The following is a 16,492-nucleotide window of genomic DNA, read 5'->3' as shown; positions in this document are numbered from 1 at the left end:
CAGATACCCTCTTAAGGATGTTGAGTTGCAGTGGCCGGTGCCGCAACTGTTGGTGTTGCCGGCTCACTTGCTGGTGCGTCAGAATTACCATCACCGCCGCTTTTGTACAAGAACTGGCCGATCAAGTCTTCCAGAACTAATGCCGATTTGGTGTCTTGAATAACGCCGCCATCTTTCAAAATACTCGTACCCATATCAGGGTCTTCAAAACCGACATTCAACGCCAAAAACTGTTCCCCCAATAACCCGGAAGTACGTACCGCCAATGAACTGGTGTCTGGGATATGGTTATAGCGTTGCTGTATATCTATCGCCACACGCGGGCTGTAATTTTTAGTGTCGAGGGTGATATCTGCCACCCGCCCAACCACCACACCGCCAATTTTGACCGGTGAATTAGTTTTCAGGCCACCAATATTGTCAAAGTTTGCGTAAATTCGGTAAGTTGGCTGGTTGCCCACTGATTTGATATCCGCAACTTTCAGGCAGAGGAATACGATAGCCAGAATAGCAATCAGTATAAACACTCCGACCCAGACTTCACTTTTCTTCGTTTGCATCGACTCAGTTCCCAAACATCAGTGCTGTCAGCACAAAATCTAATCCCAATACCGCCAGTGACGAATGCACCACAGTACGGGTCGTTGCCCGGCTAATCCCTTCAGATGTTGGGACCGCATCATAACCATTGAACAGCGCAATCCAGGTCACGGTAATAGCAAATACCAGACTCTTAATCAGGCAATTCAGTAAATCTGTTCGCCATTCAACGGCACTTTGCATCGCCGACCAGAAGAACCCACCATCGATCCCTTTCCAGTCAACACCGACTACCGAGCCGCCCCAAATACCCACAGCGACAAAGATAGCCGTCAGCAATGGCATGCTGATAAGACCCGCCCAAAAACGAGGAGCAACAACACGCCGAAGGGGGTCAATTGCCATCATTTCTAAGCTAGAAATCTGTTCAGTGGCTTTCATCAGGCCAATTTCTGCCGTCAAGGCAGACCCGGCTCGACCGGCAAATAGCAGTGCCGTCACGACCGGCCCTAGCTCACGTAACAGTGATAAAGAGACCATCATCCCAAGACTGGCTTCTGCACTGTAGGTCGTGAGAATCAAAAAGCCCTGCAATCCCAGAACCATGCCGATAAACAGGCCGGAAACCACGATGATCAGTAAGGATTGCACCCCAACGCTATACAGTTGCTTGACCAGCAACGGCCACTGTTTCCGCGGTTCAGGTCGCCCAACCAGCGCATTGAACAACATTAAACCTGCGCGACCAAAGGAGGCGCAGACATTAATGCCCCGGCGACCTAAAGACGCTAATGCCTGTACTAACATGAATACTCCATCAACCTAATAGCTCGGTTTTATAATCCCCTGCGGGGAAACGGAAAGGCACCGGCCCGTCGGCAATACCATCGAGGAACTGACGCACTCGCCTATCGTCATTGACTTGTAATTGCTCAGGTGTTCCTTCAGCAATAACATGCTGATCGGCAACAATATATGCATAATCAGCAATACTGAGTACTTCAGGCACATCATGGGAAACCACCACACAGGTGACGCCTAGCGCATGATTTAGCTCATCAATCAGTTTTACCAGCACTCCCATGGTAATAGGATCTTGGCCGACAAAAGGCTCATCAAACATAATGAGTTCAGGATCAAGAGCAATTGCCCGCGCCAAGGCAGCACGACGCGCCATACCACCTGAAAGTTCTGCAGGCATCAAGTTGGCGGCCCCCCGCAACCCCACCGCTTCTAGCTTCATCATCACGGTGCTGTGCAGCAACTCTTCCGGCAAATGACTATGCTCACGTAATGGAAAAGCAACGTTCTCAAACACGGTTAAATCGGTAAATAACGCGCCAGATTGAAACAGCATGCTCATTTTTTTGCGAACATCATACAAACGCTGGCGTGAAAGCGTAGGAATATTATCACCATCGAACCAGATTTCACCGCTATCTGGTGCCAATTGCCCGCCAATCAGGCGCAACAATGTGGTTTTACCGATCCCTGACGGCCCCATAATCGCAGTGACTTTGCCACGGGGGACGGTCATGTTGATATCGGTAAATATCGGACGCTCGCCACGGGTAAAACTCATCCCGCGGATCTCGATTAAATTCGGCGCCAGTTGGTTCATTATCATTTGTCCCTTAGGCCTTTCGTGACTCATATACCCGCCAATGCTACAGCAAATAGCGGCAATGAGCGCAATTGGGAAGTATTTTGGCAACTTATTAACGCTTTTTCGTAGCCAAAGTTGCCATAAGTTTTACTTTTCTGGCACTCACAGTCAAAATTAGGATGTAAACGTAAAGCATTTTCAGTGATTTTTGCCAACGGACCGGGATTATACCTAATAAAGGACTCTGCATGTTTCTTGCGATAACACTATTAATCATTGGATTGGTTCTCCTCGTATACGGCGCTGATCGATTAGTCTATGGCGCGGCTGTGTTATCCCGTTCTCTCGGCATTCCGCCACTGATTATCGGGATGACCATCGTCGGCATTGGCACCTCATTGCCAGAACTGATTGTGTCGGTCACTGCGGCCCTGAATAACCAAACTGATATGGCTGTTGGCAATGTGCTGGGTTCCAATATTACTAATCTGTTATTGATTATTGGCGGCGCGGCCCTGATACGCCCACTGACTGTGCGTTCTGAGATTTTACGTCGTGAGTTACCTTTAATGTTGGTCGTGACGGTGCTGTGTGGTCTTCTGCTGGCAGATAATCATCTCAGTCGTGGAGATGGGGTCATTTTACTGTTTGCCGCGGCGGCTTTTATTATCCTGATGCTAAAAATTGCACGTTTGGCCCATGCGGAGGGGAATGACATTCTGACCCGTGAACAGCTAGCGGAATTACCTCAGGACAGCAGCAATACCGTTGCATTATTGTGGTTGGTACTGGCATTCATTATTTTGCCACTCTCGGCCAAAATGATTATCGACAATGCCACTGTCATTGCCCGAGTCGCGGGTGTCAGTGAATTGGTTATCGGGCTGACCGTGATTGCCATCGGAACCAGTTTGCCAGAGTTAGCGACTTTCATTGCCGGTGCAATGAAAGGGGAAAATGATATGGCGGTGGGCAATATCATCGGCTCAAATATTTTTAATATTGTGATTGTGCTTGGTGTTCCCGCACTGCTCTCTCCGGGGGATATCAACCCCGAGGCGTTCCAGCGTGATTATTGGGTCATGCTTGGTGTCAGTGTGATATTTACCGTTCTTTGCCTGGGGCGTAAACATAGAATCGGTCATGTGGCGGGCGCTCTGTTATTATGTGGGTTTATCGCGTATCTGGCGGTACTGTTTTGGGTGCCCTTAAGCGCAGCGTAACCCATGTTGCTTATCAAAATTTAGCATTGAGCGGGAACCAAGTATGTCTTCTTCTAATTTACAGCCGGATGTTAATTCACAATCAGTTGCGGATTCACAACCAAGGGTGGATTTTCAGCAGGCGGGTAAACAAGTACTACAGATTGAGCGCGAAGGTCTGGCACAGCTCGATCAATACATTAATGACGATTTTACCCAAGCCTGCGAGGCAATATTTAATTGCCACGGCAAAGTTGTCGTTATGGGGATGGGAAAGTCGGGCCATATTGGGTGCAAAATTGCCGCAACCTTTGCTAGCACGGGCACGCCGTCATTCTTTGTCCATCCCGGTGAAGCCAGTCATGGCGATTTGGGCATGATCACACCACAAGATATTGTGTTAGCCATTTCCAATTCGGGCGAGTCCAACGAAATTCTCGCCTTGATTCCGGTGCTCAAACGCCAGAAAATCCAGCTTATCTGCATGAGTAATAATCCAGAAAGCACCATGGGCAAAGCCGCCGATATTCATTTGTGTATTAAAGTGCCACAAGAGGCATGCCCGTTAGGACTGGCGCCCACTACCAGCACCACCGCCACATTAGTGATGGGTGATGCCCTCGCCGTTGCACTCTTGCAGGCGCGGGGCTTCACTCAAGAAGATTTTGCACTGTCTCATCCCGGTGGTGCACTGGGGCGTAAACTGCTATTACGTATCAGCGATATCATGCACACTGGCGCAGATATTCCACATGTCAGCCCCGATGCCTCATTGCGCGATGCCTTATTGGAGATTACTCGGAAAAATCTGGGTTTAACTGTCATTTGTGACGACTTGATGATGATTAAAGGTATCTTTACCGACGGTGACTTACGCCGGGTATTCGATATGGGTGTGGACTTGAATAATGCGAAAATCGCCGATGTGATGACCAGTGGCGGTATTCGGGTTCGGCCAACAATGTTGGCGGTCGATGCACTTAATCTGATGGAGTCACGTCATATTACCGCGGTGTTAGTCGCCGACGGTGATCAATTGCTGGGCGTGGTGCATATGCACGACATGCTGAGAGCCGGAGTGGTTTAATTAAGGGTAAGTTATGAGCAGTAATGTTTATCAGGACACATGCTATGGGCCAGTAGCGAGCAGCGTCATGCAACGCGCGGAAAATATTCGTCTACTGATTTGTGATGTTGATGGCGTCATGTCTGATGGCCTGATTTATATGGGTAATCAGGGCGAAGAGCTGAAAGCTTTCAACGTGCGTGATGGCTATGGTATCCGCTGCCTGATAACCTCAGGGGTTGAAGTGGCTATTATTACTGGTCGCCGCGCAAAATTAGTAGAAGACCGCGCCAACACCTTAGGGATTACCCACCTTTATCAAGGGCAATCTGATAAGCTGATCGCTTATAAAGAATTATTGAAAACATTAAAATGCTCGCCTGAACAGGTGGCTTATATTGGTGATGACCTGATTGATTGGCCTGTGATGGCGGAAGTTGGGTTATCTGTCGCCGTGGCGGATGCCCATCCACTGCTCATTCCCAAGGCGCATTATGTTACGCAGATCAATGGCGGGCGCGGTGCAGTACGCGAGATATGCGATTTGATATTATTGGCCCAAGGTAAACTCGACGGTGCCAAAGGATTGTCGATATGAGTAAAACAAGACTATGGATAACGATATCCTTAGCACTGATTGCTTTGGCACTCATTGGCTGGAATATGTCTGGCTTTAATCAGCAGAGTAGCCAAATAGTCACTAATGATAACGAACCTTCTTCACAAAGCCAGCATACGGTGACGGTGGTTTTTAATCCGGTCGGGCAACTAAGCTATAAATTGGTGGCTGAAGAGGTTCAGAACTTTAGTACGCAAGAACTAACATGGTTCACCAGACCCGTCATGACCATGTTTGACGAGAATGCTGTCGCCACTTGGACAGTACGGGCAGACCGCGCCAAGCTGACCAATGATAAGATGCTTTATTTGTATGGTCATGTTGAGGTTGATAGCCTGACCCCAGATGCCCAGTTACAAAAAATTAAAACTGATAACGCCCAGGTTAATTTGATCACTCAGGATGTATCCTCAGACGATGAAGTTACCCTCTTTGGTGTTGGATTTACATCTAACGGCATGAAAATGCGTGGGAACTTGCGGGATAAAACCGCCGAGCTGATTGAAAAGGTTAAAACCTCTTATGAAATCCAAAAATAAAATTCGCCATTTTTTGCTTGCCAGTTCGCTTTTGGCCGCAAGTTTGCCTGCATTGGCTTTGACCGGCGATTCGGACCAACCTGTTCTGGTCGATTCGGTCAAACAAGCGTTAGATATGGCCGCGAATACCGTCACATTTACTGATAATGTGGTTATCAAGCAAGGCACCATTGAGATTAAAGCTGATAAAGTTGTGGTGACTCGCCCCGGAGGGGATCAAAACAAAATGGTCATCGAAGGTTTCGGTAACCCCGTCACCTTCTATCAGATGCAAGATAGCGGTAAACCTGTCAAAGGCCACGGCCAGAAGCTGCGTTACGAAGTCGCTAACGATCTGGTCATCTTGACCGGTGATGCTTATCTGGAGCAGCTTGATAGCAATATTAAAGGTGATCGCATCACTTATCTGGTGAAAAAACAGCAGATGGAAGCCTTCAGTAATAAAGGCAACCGCGTCACAACCGTGCTATTACCGTCCCAATTACAAGACAAAGGGCCAGCAGCATCAGGCCAAAAAAAGAGTAAGTAATCATTTATGGCAACATTAATCGCAGAAAAACTGGCTAAGGCGTACAAAGGCCGTAAAGTGGTCGAAGACGTTAGCCTGAAAGTGAAGTCCGGTGAAATTGTCGGCCTGCTTGGGCCGAATGGTGCGGGTAAAACCACCACTTTTTATATGGTCGTCGGCATTGTCCAACGTGACGCCGGGCGTATTGTGATTGATGAGGAAGATATCAGCCTCTTGCCACTGCATGAACGCGCCCTGCGCGGGATTGGTTACTTGCCGCAAGAAGCCTCTATCTTCCGCCGTCTGAGTGTGTTTAACAATCTGATGGCGGTACTGGAAATCCGTAAAGACCTTTCGTCTGAGCAACGCCAAGAGCGCGCAGAAGAGTTAATGGAAGAGTTCCATATTACTCATTTACGTGACAGTCTAGGCCAGTCGCTTTCCGGTGGTGAACGTCGCCGTGTAGAAATCGCCCGTGCGCTGGCGGCAAATCCTAAATTTATCTTGTTGGATGAGCCTTTTGCCGGGGTTGATCCGATCTCTGTTATTGATATTAAAAAAATTATTGAGCATCTGCGTGACAGCGGGCTCGGCGTCCTGATTACCGATCATAACGTGCGTGAAACACTAGACGTTTGTGAACGGGCTTATATTGTAAGCCAAGGGCATCTAATTGCTCACGGCACACCACAGGAAATTTTGGCTGACGAACAAGTTAAACGTGTTTATTTGGGTGAAGAGTTCCGGCTCTAATTTTCACTCGAAAGACGTTTCGTCATCCATTAAGGAAAATTGATACCGTATTATGAAGCAAGGTTTGCAACTCAAGTTCAGCCAACAACTGGCAATGACTCCGCAGCTACAGCAGGCAATTCGCTTGCTGCAGCTCTCTACACTTGAACTCCAACAGGAGATTCAGTTAGCGCTGGAGAGCAACCCCCTGCTTGAGCAGACTGATCTTCATGAAGAAATAGATGCTAAAGAAACGTTAGACAGTGAATCGCTTGATACTCGCGAGGCGCTAGAACAAAAAGATATGCCGGAAGAGTTGCCGTTGGATGCCACCTGGGATGAGATTTACACCGCAGGTACGCCATCAGGTATGGGCAATGATTACAGTGATGACGAACTGCCGGTCTATCAGGGGGAAACCACCCAAACGCTGCAAGATTATCTGATGTGGCAAGTGGATTTAACCCCTTTCTCCGAAACAGATGCCGCGATAGCAACCTCTATTGTTGATGCGGTGGATGACACCGGCTATCTCACTGTTCCACTGGAAGATATTCTGGAAAGCATGGGGGATGAGAACGTTGCGCTGGATGAAGTCGAAGCCGTGCTTAAACGGATACAACACTTTGATCCTATTGGTGTTGCTGCTCGTAACCTACGTGAATGTTTGCTGGTTCAGTTATCACAATATACCAAAGACACGCCTTATCTTGCCGAAGCACGCTTAATTATCAGTGAATATCTGGACTTGCTGGGTAACCATGATTTCCGCACGATGATCCGCTTAAGTCGGCTAAAAGAAGATACACTTAAAGAAGCAATCGCCCTGATTCAGTCACTGGACCCGCGCCCTGGTCAATCTATCAATACCGGGGAATCCGAGTATGTCATTCCGGATGTTCTGGTACGTAAAGACAAAGGACACTGGACGGTCGAGCTGAATGCCGATAGCATTCCACGCCTGAAAATTAATCAGCAATATGCAGCAATGGGCAGCAACACCCGTAATGATAGCGATGGGCAGTTTATCCGTAGCAATCTGCAAGAGGCGAAATGGCTGATAAAAAGCCTTGAAAGCCGTAATGAAACGCTGCTGAAAGTAGCGCGTTGCATTGTCGAGCAGCAAGTCGCATTTTTTGAGAATGGGCCTGAATTTATGAAACCTATGGTACTGGCAGACATTGCTCAGGCCGTGGATATGCATGAATCGACAATTTCCCGCGTGACCACGCAGAAGTTCCTGCACAGTCCTCGGGGTATTTTCGAGCTGAAATATTTCTTCTCCAGTCACGTCAACACAGAAAGCGGAGGTGAAGCTTCCTCTACTGCCATTCGTGCACTGGTGAAAAAATTGGTTGCGGCAGAAAACCCTGCCAAACCACTTAGTGACAGCAAGCTGACCACACTATTATGTGAACAAGGCATTATGGTGGCACGGCGAACTGTCGCAAAGTACCGAGAGTCGTTATCCATCCCGCCGTCGAATCAGCGTAAACAGTTGGTTTGACCTGAACTGAGAAGGAAGACACTATGCAGCTCAATATTACCGGACATCATGTCGAAATAACCGAAGCATTACGCGAGTTTGTTACCACTAAATTTGCCAAACTTGAGCAATATTTTGATCGAATTAACCAAGTGTATGTGGTTTTAAGTGTCGAAAAAGTAAAACAAATTGCAGAAGCCACGGTACATGTGAATGGAGGCGAGTTGCACGCCAGTTCAGAGCAGGAGGATATGTACGCTGCCATTGATATTTTGGTTGATAAACTGGCCCGCCAGTTGAACAAACATAAAGATAAATTGAAACAACATTAAGAATCCTTGTAGCTGAAATTCACCAATAAAGGTTCTACACTCGCTACATAGCCTGAGCCAGCGGTGGAGAGAAATTCCCCGCTGGCATCAGGTCTAAAACAGCGCTTAAGTGAAAGATGAGATGATCAACGATCCAGCATTGCAATTAAGCTCGGTATTAAATATCGAGTGCACCAAAAGCTCCGTACATTGCTCAAGTAAAAAACGGGCTTTGGAAATTATCAGCGAGTTAGCTGCCAAACAGCTTAACCTGCCCTCACAGATCGTTTTCGATGCTGTATTAACCCGCGAACGTATGGGCAGCACTGGCATTGGCAGTGGTATCGCGATACCTCATGGCAAGTTGGAAGAAGATACATTACGTGCTGTGGGCGTATTTATCCGTCTGGAGCAACCTATTGCTTTCGATGCGATTGATAACCAACCGGTTGACCTATTATTTGCCTTGTTGGTTCCAGCAGATCAATGTAAAACTCACTTACACACTTTATCTTTAGTGGCCAAGAGATTAGCTGATAAAACAGTGTGTCGCCGTCTACGAGCAGCACAAAGTGATGAAGAGCTTTATCAAATAATGACTGAATTACCGCCAGAGACAGCGTAATCGCGTGAAACACCCTGCACTTCAAGTATGCAGGATATTGCCCAAAGTCATTGGAGTCGCGGGTAGGCAGCAAGCAAATGAGTCCCGATGAGCTTACTCAAGTCAGTGATTCGGGTGAAAGAGCACAGCTAACACCCTGCACTTCAAGTACGCAGGGCACATAAGATAGGGGAGTCACTCACATGGTGCTGATGATTGTCAGCGGCCGTTCCGGTTCAGGGAAGTCTGTTGCTTTGCGCGCATTGGAAGATATGGGCTTTTATTGCGTTGATAACTTGCCTGTGGTTTTGTTGCCGCAATTGGCAAGCACACTTGCCGAGAGGAATATCTCCGCCGCAGTGAGCATTGACGTGCGTAATATGCCTGAATCTCCTGAGGTATTTGAACATGCCATGACTCAACTGCCAGAGAGCTTTTCACCACAGTTGCTGTTTTTGGATGCTGATCGCAATACCCTGATTCGTCGCTATAGTGACACCCGTCGCCTGCACCCACTGTCGACCAAAAATCTGTCATTAGAAAGTGCCATTGATGAAGAAAGTGCCCTACTGGAGCCATTGCGCTCACGGGCTGATCTGATTATTGATACGTCAGAAATGTCAGTGCATGAGTTAGCGGAGATGCTGCGAACCCGTCTGCTGGGTAAACGTGAGCGCGAGTTGACTATGGTGTTTGAATCCTTTGGCTTTAAACACGGCATTCCTATTGATGCAGATTATGTATTTGACGTTCGCTTCTTGCCAAACCCACACTGGGACCCGAAATTACGTCCAATGACAGGTTTGGATAAGCCCGTCATCTCCTTCCTTGATCGCCATACTGAAGTCCATAACTTTATTTATCAGACCCGCAGCTATCTGGAATTGTGGTTACCGATGCTGGAAACCAATAACCGCAGTTATCTGACTGTTGCTATTGGCTGTACCGGCGGCAAACACCGCTCAGTCTATGTCGCTGAACAACTGGCCGATTATTTCCGCGCTCGCGGCAAAAACGTCCAGTCACGCCATCGCACCCTGGAAAAGCGTAAATAATGACCGTCAAACAGACCGTTGAGATCAAAAACAAGTTGGGAATGCATGCCAGACCCGCGATGAAATTGTTCGAGCTGGTTCAGAGTTTTGATGCTGAAGTGATGTTACGTAATGACAGTGGTACTGAAGCAGAAGCCAGCAGCGTGATTGCGCTGCTGATGCTTGATTCTGCAAAAGGCCGCCAGATTGAAGTGGAAGCCACCGGGCCTGATGAAATTCAAGCGCTCGCTGCGGTTATTGAGTTGTTCAACTCAGGGTTTGATGAGGATTAAGGCTTGTCGGCAAAGACGCTGTCGAGCTTGGAGCAAGACAGCCTCTGTAACTGCCGGAGAGCACTGCGAAAGCAGCCATCTTTCGCGCAATCTGTAGGGACACGAGGGCCGGCCTGCCCTTTAGCTCGGTTGAGGCTGCGGGAAACAGGTAATCACAGAACGAATATCAACCGAAACCTGATCCAATATCTAATATCCGGTCTTCCCTCTCTCCTTCATTAAATATATTTAAAATCAAAACATACTAAGTAATCGTTTGCTAATCATAAAAAATGCGGCCTTTTCCCCTTGCAGAGAAATCACACGCGAGTATAATTCGCCACAATTTGCCGGGAGATATGATGAAAAGCCAAGCGCGTTTTGTTGAAAATGACCCTATCGATGGTCGACAAAATGGCCTGCCAGCAGGCAGCCAGCTGCCGTTCTTTCTCCTGTTGCTAAACCGATCCTGTAAGGCCCCTCATTGAGGGGCTTTTTTTTGTCTGTTGATCGGTGCCAAATTCAACATCATTACAACTGATTAAAAATTAAGGTGCCCGAGATCACGGGCAGCCGCAGAGGAGAGCGAAAATGGCCAACCCGTTGTATCACAAGCACATCATCTCAATTAACGACTTATGCCGCGAGGAACTGGAACTGGTGCTGCGTACTGCCGCCAGTCTGAAAAGTCATCCGCAACCTGAGTTGTTAAAACATAAAGTGATCGCCAGTTGCTTTTTTGAAGCCTCCACCCGCACTCGTTTGTCGTTTGAAACCTCTATTCACCGGCTCGGTGCCTCAGTCGTCGGCTTTTCTGACAGCAGCAATACTTCGCTGGGGAAAAAAGGGGAAACGCTAGCCGATACCATGTCTGTTATCAGCACTTATGTTGATGCCATCGTCATGCGTCACCCGCAAGAAGGTGCTTCCCGTCTGGCGGCTCAATTCTCTGGCCATGTTCCCGTAGTCAATGCCGGTGACGGCGCAAACCAGCACCCAACTCAAACACTGCTCGATTTATTCACTATCCAAGAAACTCAAGGGCGGCTGGATAACATCAATATCGCCATGGTCGGTGACCTGAAATATGGCCGCACTGTGCATTCGTTAACGCAAGCACTGGCTAAATTCAATGGTAACCGTTTCTTCTTCATTGCCCCAGATGCTCTGGCAATGCCGGCTTATATCCTGCAAATGCTGGAAGAAAAAGGCATTGAATACAGCCTGCACGAAAGCATTGAAGAAGTGGTGCCTGAGTTGGACATTCTCTATATGACCCGCGTACAAAAAGAGCGCCTTGACCCATCAGAGTACGCCAATGTCAAAGCACAGTTCGTCCTACGCGCCGCTGATTTGAATGGAGCGCGAGATAATCTCAAAGTGCTGCATCCGCTACCGCGTATTGATGAAATTACCACGGATGTCGACAAAACCCCTTATGCCTACTATTTCCAACAAGCAGGTAATGGGATTTTTGCACGTCAGGCGCTGTTGGCACTGGTATTAAACGAAGAATTAGCTCTGTAAGGGGGAATTGAACATGACTCAGGATTATAAACTACAGGTTGAAGCGATTAAATGTGGCACTGTGATTGACCATATTCCGGCGCAAATCGGGTTCAAATTGTTATCGTTGTTCAAACTGACCGCAACTGATCAACGCATCACTATTGGGCTAAATTTACCGTCTAAACGCTCAGGCCGTAAAGATTTGATTAAAATAGAAAATACTTTCCTGACAGAGCAGCAAGCCAACCAATTGGCAATGTATGCACCAGATGCGACAGTTAACCGTATCGACAACTATGAAGTTGTGAAAAAGCTAACCCTTAGCCTACCAGAACATATTGATGCGGTACTCACCTGCCCTAACAGTAACTGTATTAGCCATAACGAGCCGGTAGATTCCAGCTTCAAAGTGACTGCCAAGCAGGGTGAGATCTACCTTAAATGCAAATATTGCGAAAAAGAGTTCGATCATCAAGTTGTTCTTCAAGCAGATTAATCCATTGCTCAGATAAATATGGTTGCCCGTCAATATTTACAGTGGCGGGCTAAAGCAAACTGAGTGAGTAGGTTGCTGTAATCCCCCCCATCTTTATAATGGTGGGGATAATTCTTACCCCTACCATTACGTAAACCAGGAGTCTACATGTCACGCATTATCAGCACTGAGCTTGCCCCTGCCGCTATCGGCCCTTATGTTCAGGGTGTCGATCTGGGCAGTATGATCATCACTTCCGGCCAGATCCCAGTTGATCCAAAAACGGGTCTGGTTGCCGATGACGTCTCAGCTCAGGCGCGTCAGTCACTGGAAAATGTGAAAGCCATTGTCGAAGCTGCGGGTCTGAAAGTTGCCGATATCGTAAAAACAACTGTGTTTGTTAAAGATCTGAATGATTTCAGTACCGTAAACGCGACTTACGAAGCTTTCTTTACTGAGCATAATGCGCCATTCCCTGCGCGCTCATGCGTTGAAGTTGCCCGTTTGCCAAAAGATGTCAAAATCGAAATAGAAGCTATCGCAGTACGTCGTTAATCTCGATGTCATATGGCTGGTGATATGATTGCCAGCCATTCAATCCAACTTTCCCCCGCCCTTCCCCTATGCGCTATTGCCGATCATAATACGCAATATGTGGCAATTTTCTGCTCAGTAATAAAGCACCCTGCTCATTTATTGCACCCTAATAGTGCTGAAATCCCTCTAATCCCCCTTATTTTGCCTACTTTACGAGCTGGCACAGTTTATGCGTAATCTCAAAGACAGTCTGTTCTGTTAGCGAGGTGAGAATGCTGAACATCGACCTTTCCGTATCCAGATTTTTCGATGAAATGTTATTGGCTGAGGGGAAACATCGCGGCCATTACGACGCCTACTGGCAATGGCTGCAACAGGCCGATCAGCTCACCATTGCACGCAAACGCGAAGAAGCTGCGCTGCTGTTTCACCGGGTGGGCATTACCTTTAATGTGTATGGAGACGACGACGGCGCAGAGCGATTAATCCCGTTTGACAGTGTGCCGCGCATTATTCCCGCCAGCGAATGGCAAATGCTTGACCGTGGCATTCGCCAACGTGTTCAGGCGCTCAATGCTTTTCTGCATGATATTTACCACGAACAACATATTCTCAAAGCGGGCATTATTCCGGCAGAACAAGTTTTAGCAAACGACCAATACCAACCCTGCATGCAAGGCGTAAATCTGCACCGAGATATCTACGCTCATATTATTGGTGTCGATATGGTGCGTAATAGCGATGGTCTCTACTACGTGTTGGAGGATAACCTGCGTACCCCATCCGGCGTCTCTTATATGCTGGAGAATCGCAAAATGATGATGCGACTCTACCCGGAACTGTTTGCCGAACAGCGTATTGCACCTGTTGAGCGCTACCCTTCCCACCTGTTGCAAACCTTGCGTGAAAGTACGCCCGTTAACTCGCCTACCGTAGTGGTACTCACCCCCGGTCGTTTTAACAGTGCCTATTTCGAGCACAGTTTTCTGGCACAACAAATGGGCGTCGAACTGGTCGAAAGTGCGGACTTGTTCGTTAAAGAGGGAGCCGTATTCATGCGTACCACCGCCGGCCCCTGCAAGATTGATGTCATCTATCGGCGAGTGGATGATGCCTTTCTTGACCCACTTGCCTTCCGACCAGACTCCATGCTGGGGATTCCTGGCCTGTTATCAGTCTATCGCGCTGGCGGGGTGGTATTGGCTAATGCTATTGGTACTGGTGTGGCAGATGATAAATCTATCTATCCTTATGTACCGGAGATGATTCGTTTTTATCTTTCCGAAGAGCCTATTTTAGCTAATGTTCCCACTTGGCAATGCCGCCAACCTGCTGAACTTTCTTATGTATTAGCCAACCTTGAGAAGATGGTGGTGAAAGAAGTCCATGGTGCCGGAGGCTATGGCATGTTGATTGGCCCTGCGGCAACACAAGCTGAAATAGCTCAATTCCGCCAATTATTGCTGGCTCGACCACAAAACTACATTGCACAAGAGACTCTCGCCCTCTCTACCTGCCCAACCTTTGTTAACAATGGGCTAGCCCCTCGTCACATTGACTTACGCCCTTTCGCCCTATCAGGTGCGGAGATCCGCTTAGTTCCCGGTGGCCTGACACGCGTGGCACTGGGCGCGGGGTCACTCGTGGTGAACTCCTCGCAAGGCGGCGGAACCAAGGACACCTGGGTATTGGAGGATGATGCATGCTAAGTCGAACTGCCAGCGAGCTTTATTGGATGGCCCGCTATCTTGAACGGGCAGAAAACATCACCCGCGTTCTGGATGTCACTAACAGACTATCGATGATGCCCACCAGCACGCGGGTAAATTTTGATTTACTGGTGCCCCTTAGCTTGAGTAATACTCAAACGCTATTTGCCGAGCACTATCCGCAGGTTTCGATGACTCACCTGCTGAATTTTTTTGTATTCGATAGTCATAATCCCAGCAGTATTTTCAGTTGCTTACAAATGGCTTGGAATAACGCCCATGCAGTGCGAGGCAGTTTATCGTCCGAGGTATGGGAAAGCATAAATGCCACTTGGATTGAAATGAAACAGCGGCGTCGCCAAGGGATCAGCGCCGCTGGAATTGATGCCTTTTTTGACTGGGTTAAAGAGCGCTCACACCTGTTTCGTGGTGCAGTCTATGGCACGTTGCTGCGTAGCGATGCGCTCTATTTTATTCGCCTCGGCACCTTGATTGAGCGAGCTGACAGTACCGCCCGCCTGCTTGATGTGAAAAACCAATTATTGGATAACGATGATGACCCGGTGCGCGAATACTACCGAATGGACACCCTGTTGCGAGCAGTCAGTGCTCGCGAGGCATACCACAGCTTGTATAAACAACAACTGAGTCGAGAGGCCATTGCTGAGTTACTGATTTTACGCAATGAAATCCCCCGCTCTCTGTTGGCTTGTATCAATGATATGGAACAGCAGTTGGCATTGATTGGTGGGGCCGCAAACCACCCCCGACGGTTGGTCAGTATTTTGCTTGCCGAGCTGCGTTTTAGCAGCATCACGGATGTGATGGCCGATGGCTTACACGTCTATTTGATGGATTTTTTAGGCAAGATAAATGCTATCGCTGACAGCATTCGTCAAACCTATCTGGAGGTCCAATGAGACTGAATGTCGATCACTGCACCCACTACACCTATGCTCAATTGGTGCAGCACAGCACTCAATATTTACGTCTAACGCCGCAGAACTCGGCTCATCAGCGAATTTTATCTTGGCAACTGACCTTGCCGGAAGACGCCATTTGCACCACCGATGCCTTTGGTAATGTACTGCATGTACTGACATTGGATAAGCCGCATCAGGCCATTACTATTCAGGCCCAAGGGGTAGTCGAGATTGAAGATAACGTGGAAGATGACAGTGGAGATACACTCTCCCCATTGGTTTTTCTACGCCATAGCCCGCTGACGCAACCGGATGCTGCTATTCGCCAATTTGCTTTAAGTTATTATCCGGGGATGAGCTGTGGGGAAACACAATTGGATTGCCTAACCCAAATGATGGGGGAATTGTTGGCTAAAATGCCCTACAGCCCAGGCACAACGACTGTGCAAGACAGTGCTGCTCAAGCTTTTGCCGCCGAACAAGGGGTCTGTCAGGATCACACTCACGTCTTTCTTGCCTGTTGTCGAAGTTTAAATATCCCGGCACGTTACGTCAGCGGCTATCTTTATACAGAGTCCTCAAGCCATGTCGCTACTCACGCTTGGGCGGAAGTGTGGCTAAATGGGCATTGGCAGAGTTTTGACGTCACCAACAATACCTGCAAACCTAATCAGCATTTGAAGCTAGCTGTGGGTATCGATTATCTGGATGCTTGCCCAGTGCGTGGTATTCGCCGTGGTGGTGGCTATGAAGATATGCAAACTATTGCAGCTGTGCATATGTTATCTCGTCCGCGACACGATATGTCGCAATAACTCGG

20 protein-coding genes are annotated in these 16,492 nt (G+C 48.1%); 17 read left to right on the top strand and 3 right to left on the bottom strand.

Annotated features, from left to right (window positions below; translation table 11 throughout):
- Positions 1 to 11: 11 nt before the first annotated feature.
- Genes mlaD through mlaF form a run of 3 tightly spaced genes read right to left on the bottom strand, consistent with a single transcriptional unit; the run spans position 12 to position 2,161 of the window.
- Entirely contained in the window at positions 12 to 560 is a 549-nt protein-coding gene (gene mlaD / locus ACIOG0_RS02110) for an outer membrane lipid asymmetry maintenance protein MlaD (RefSeq protein WP_050100649.1), read from the bottom strand.
- Positions 561 to 564: 4 nt separating this feature from the next.
- Entirely contained in the window at positions 565 to 1,347 is a 783-nt protein-coding gene (mlaE, locus tag ACIOG0_RS02105; protein ID WP_005174247.1) for a lipid asymmetry maintenance ABC transporter permease subunit MlaE, read from the bottom strand.
- Positions 1,348 to 1,357: 10 nt separating this feature from the next.
- Positions 1,358 to 2,161: a phospholipid ABC transporter ATP-binding protein MlaF gene (gene mlaF, locus ACIOG0_RS02100; RefSeq protein ID WP_050100648.1), complete on the bottom strand. Its 804-nt coding sequence runs from the start codon at positions 2,159 to 2,161 to the stop codon at positions 1,358 to 1,360.
- A gap of 233 nt (positions 2,162 to 2,394) precedes the next feature.
- Here mlaF and ACIOG0_RS02095 point away from each other — a divergent pair, with 233 nt between their 5' ends.
- The 17 genes from ACIOG0_RS02095 to ACIOG0_RS02015 all read left to right on the top strand — a co-directional run bounded on the left by ACIOG0_RS02095 (position 2,395) and on the right by ACIOG0_RS02015 (position 16,487).
- Positions 2,395 to 3,369 (top strand): calcium/sodium antiporter, encoded by a 975-nt coding sequence (locus ACIOG0_RS02095; RefSeq protein WP_050100647.1) that lies wholly within the window; start codon positions 2,395 to 2,397, stop codon positions 3,367 to 3,369.
- Between the two features lie 43 nt (positions 3,370 to 3,412).
- Complete coding sequence (gene kdsD, locus ACIOG0_RS02090; protein WP_050140201.1) at positions 3,413 to 4,435, top strand: arabinose-5-phosphate isomerase KdsD; 1,023 nt, start codon at positions 3,413 to 3,415, stop codon at positions 4,433 to 4,435.
- A gap of 13 nt (positions 4,436 to 4,448) precedes the next feature.
- On the top strand, positions 4,449 to 5,012 hold the full coding sequence (gene kdsC / locus ACIOG0_RS02085) for a 3-deoxy-manno-octulosonate-8-phosphatase KdsC (protein WP_050100644.1): 564 nt from the start codon (positions 4,449 to 4,451) through the stop codon (positions 5,010 to 5,012).
- Entirely contained in the window at positions 5,009 to 5,572 is a 564-nt protein-coding gene (lptC, locus tag ACIOG0_RS02080) for an LPS export ABC transporter periplasmic protein LptC (RefSeq protein WP_128451186.1), read from the top strand. The genes kdsC and lptC overlap by 4 nt, the downstream gene beginning before the upstream one ends.
- The gene (gene lptA, locus ACIOG0_RS02075) at positions 5,556 to 6,101 is read left to right on the top strand and encodes a lipopolysaccharide ABC transporter substrate-binding protein LptA (protein ID WP_032817008.1); all 546 of its coding nucleotides are present in this window, start codon (positions 5,556 to 5,558) and stop codon (positions 6,099 to 6,101) included. Before lptC ends, lptA begins: the two co-directional genes overlap by 17 nt.
- 6 nt (positions 6,102 to 6,107) lie before the next feature.
- Complete coding sequence (gene lptB / locus ACIOG0_RS02070) at positions 6,108 to 6,833, top strand: LPS export ABC transporter ATP-binding protein (protein ID WP_050100639.1); 726 nt, start codon at positions 6,108 to 6,110, stop codon at positions 6,831 to 6,833.
- Positions 6,834 to 6,885: 52 nt separating this feature from the next.
- Positions 6,886 to 8,319, top strand: a complete 1,434-nt coding sequence (gene rpoN, locus ACIOG0_RS02065) for an RNA polymerase factor sigma-54 (RefSeq protein ID WP_050295992.1) — start codon at positions 6,886 to 6,888, stop codon at positions 8,317 to 8,319.
- A 23-nt stretch (positions 8,320 to 8,342) separates the two neighbouring features.
- Positions 8,343 to 8,630, top strand: coding sequence for a ribosome hibernation promoting factor (gene hpf / locus ACIOG0_RS02060; RefSeq protein WP_004392031.1), 288 nt, complete (start codon positions 8,343 to 8,345; stop codon positions 8,628 to 8,630).
- Between the two features lie 121 nt (positions 8,631 to 8,751).
- Positions 8,752 to 9,234 (top strand): PTS IIA-like nitrogen regulatory protein PtsN, encoded by a 483-nt coding sequence (gene ptsN / locus ACIOG0_RS02055; RefSeq protein ID WP_050100635.1) that lies wholly within the window; start codon positions 8,752 to 8,754, stop codon positions 9,232 to 9,234.
- A gap of 182 nt (positions 9,235 to 9,416) precedes the next feature.
- The gene (gene rapZ, locus ACIOG0_RS02050) at positions 9,417 to 10,268 is read left to right on the top strand and encodes an RNase adapter RapZ (RefSeq protein ID WP_050100632.1); all 852 of its coding nucleotides are present in this window, start codon (positions 9,417 to 9,419) and stop codon (positions 10,266 to 10,268) included.
- Complete coding sequence (gene npr / locus ACIOG0_RS02045) at positions 10,268 to 10,540, top strand: PTS phosphocarrier protein NPr (RefSeq protein ID WP_005162489.1); 273 nt, start codon at positions 10,268 to 10,270, stop codon at positions 10,538 to 10,540. The genes rapZ and npr overlap by 1 nt, the downstream gene beginning before the upstream one ends.
- Before the next feature lie 570 nt (positions 10,541 to 11,110).
- A complete protein-coding gene (gene pyrB, locus ACIOG0_RS02040) occupies positions 11,111 to 12,046 on the top strand; it encodes an aspartate carbamoyltransferase (RefSeq protein WP_050100631.1) in 936 nt (311 codons plus the stop codon).
- A gap of 13 nt (positions 12,047 to 12,059) precedes the next feature.
- Complete coding sequence (pyrI, locus tag ACIOG0_RS02035; protein ID WP_050100628.1) at positions 12,060 to 12,524, top strand: aspartate carbamoyltransferase regulatory subunit; 465 nt, start codon at positions 12,060 to 12,062, stop codon at positions 12,522 to 12,524.
- Positions 12,525 to 12,671: 147 nt separating this feature from the next.
- Complete coding sequence (gene ridA / locus ACIOG0_RS02030) at positions 12,672 to 13,058, top strand: 2-iminobutanoate/2-iminopropanoate deaminase (protein WP_050100626.1); 387 nt, start codon at positions 12,672 to 12,674, stop codon at positions 13,056 to 13,058.
- Positions 13,059 to 13,312: 254 nt separating this feature from the next.
- Positions 13,313 to 14,749, top strand: a complete 1,437-nt coding sequence (locus tag ACIOG0_RS02025; RefSeq protein ID WP_050100622.1) for a circularly permuted type 2 ATP-grasp protein — start codon at positions 13,313 to 13,315, stop codon at positions 14,747 to 14,749.
- The gene (locus ACIOG0_RS02020; protein ID WP_050100620.1) at positions 14,743 to 15,669 is read left to right on the top strand and encodes an alpha-E domain-containing protein; all 927 of its coding nucleotides are present in this window, start codon (positions 14,743 to 14,745) and stop codon (positions 15,667 to 15,669) included. Before ACIOG0_RS02025 ends, ACIOG0_RS02020 begins: the two co-directional genes overlap by 7 nt.
- Positions 15,666 to 16,487 (top strand): transglutaminase family protein, encoded by an 822-nt coding sequence (locus ACIOG0_RS02015; RefSeq protein WP_050100618.1) that lies wholly within the window; start codon positions 15,666 to 15,668, stop codon positions 16,485 to 16,487. Before ACIOG0_RS02020 ends, ACIOG0_RS02015 begins: the two co-directional genes overlap by 4 nt.
- The last annotated feature ends 5 nt before the right edge of the window (positions 16,488 to 16,492 follow it).

It is taken from the genome of Yersinia vastinensis (assembly GCF_044905075.1).
Taxonomy (GTDB): Bacteria; Pseudomonadota; Gammaproteobacteria; order Enterobacterales; family Enterobacteriaceae; genus Yersinia; species Yersinia vastinensis.
This window is presented reverse-complemented; position numbering and strand designations above follow the sequence as displayed.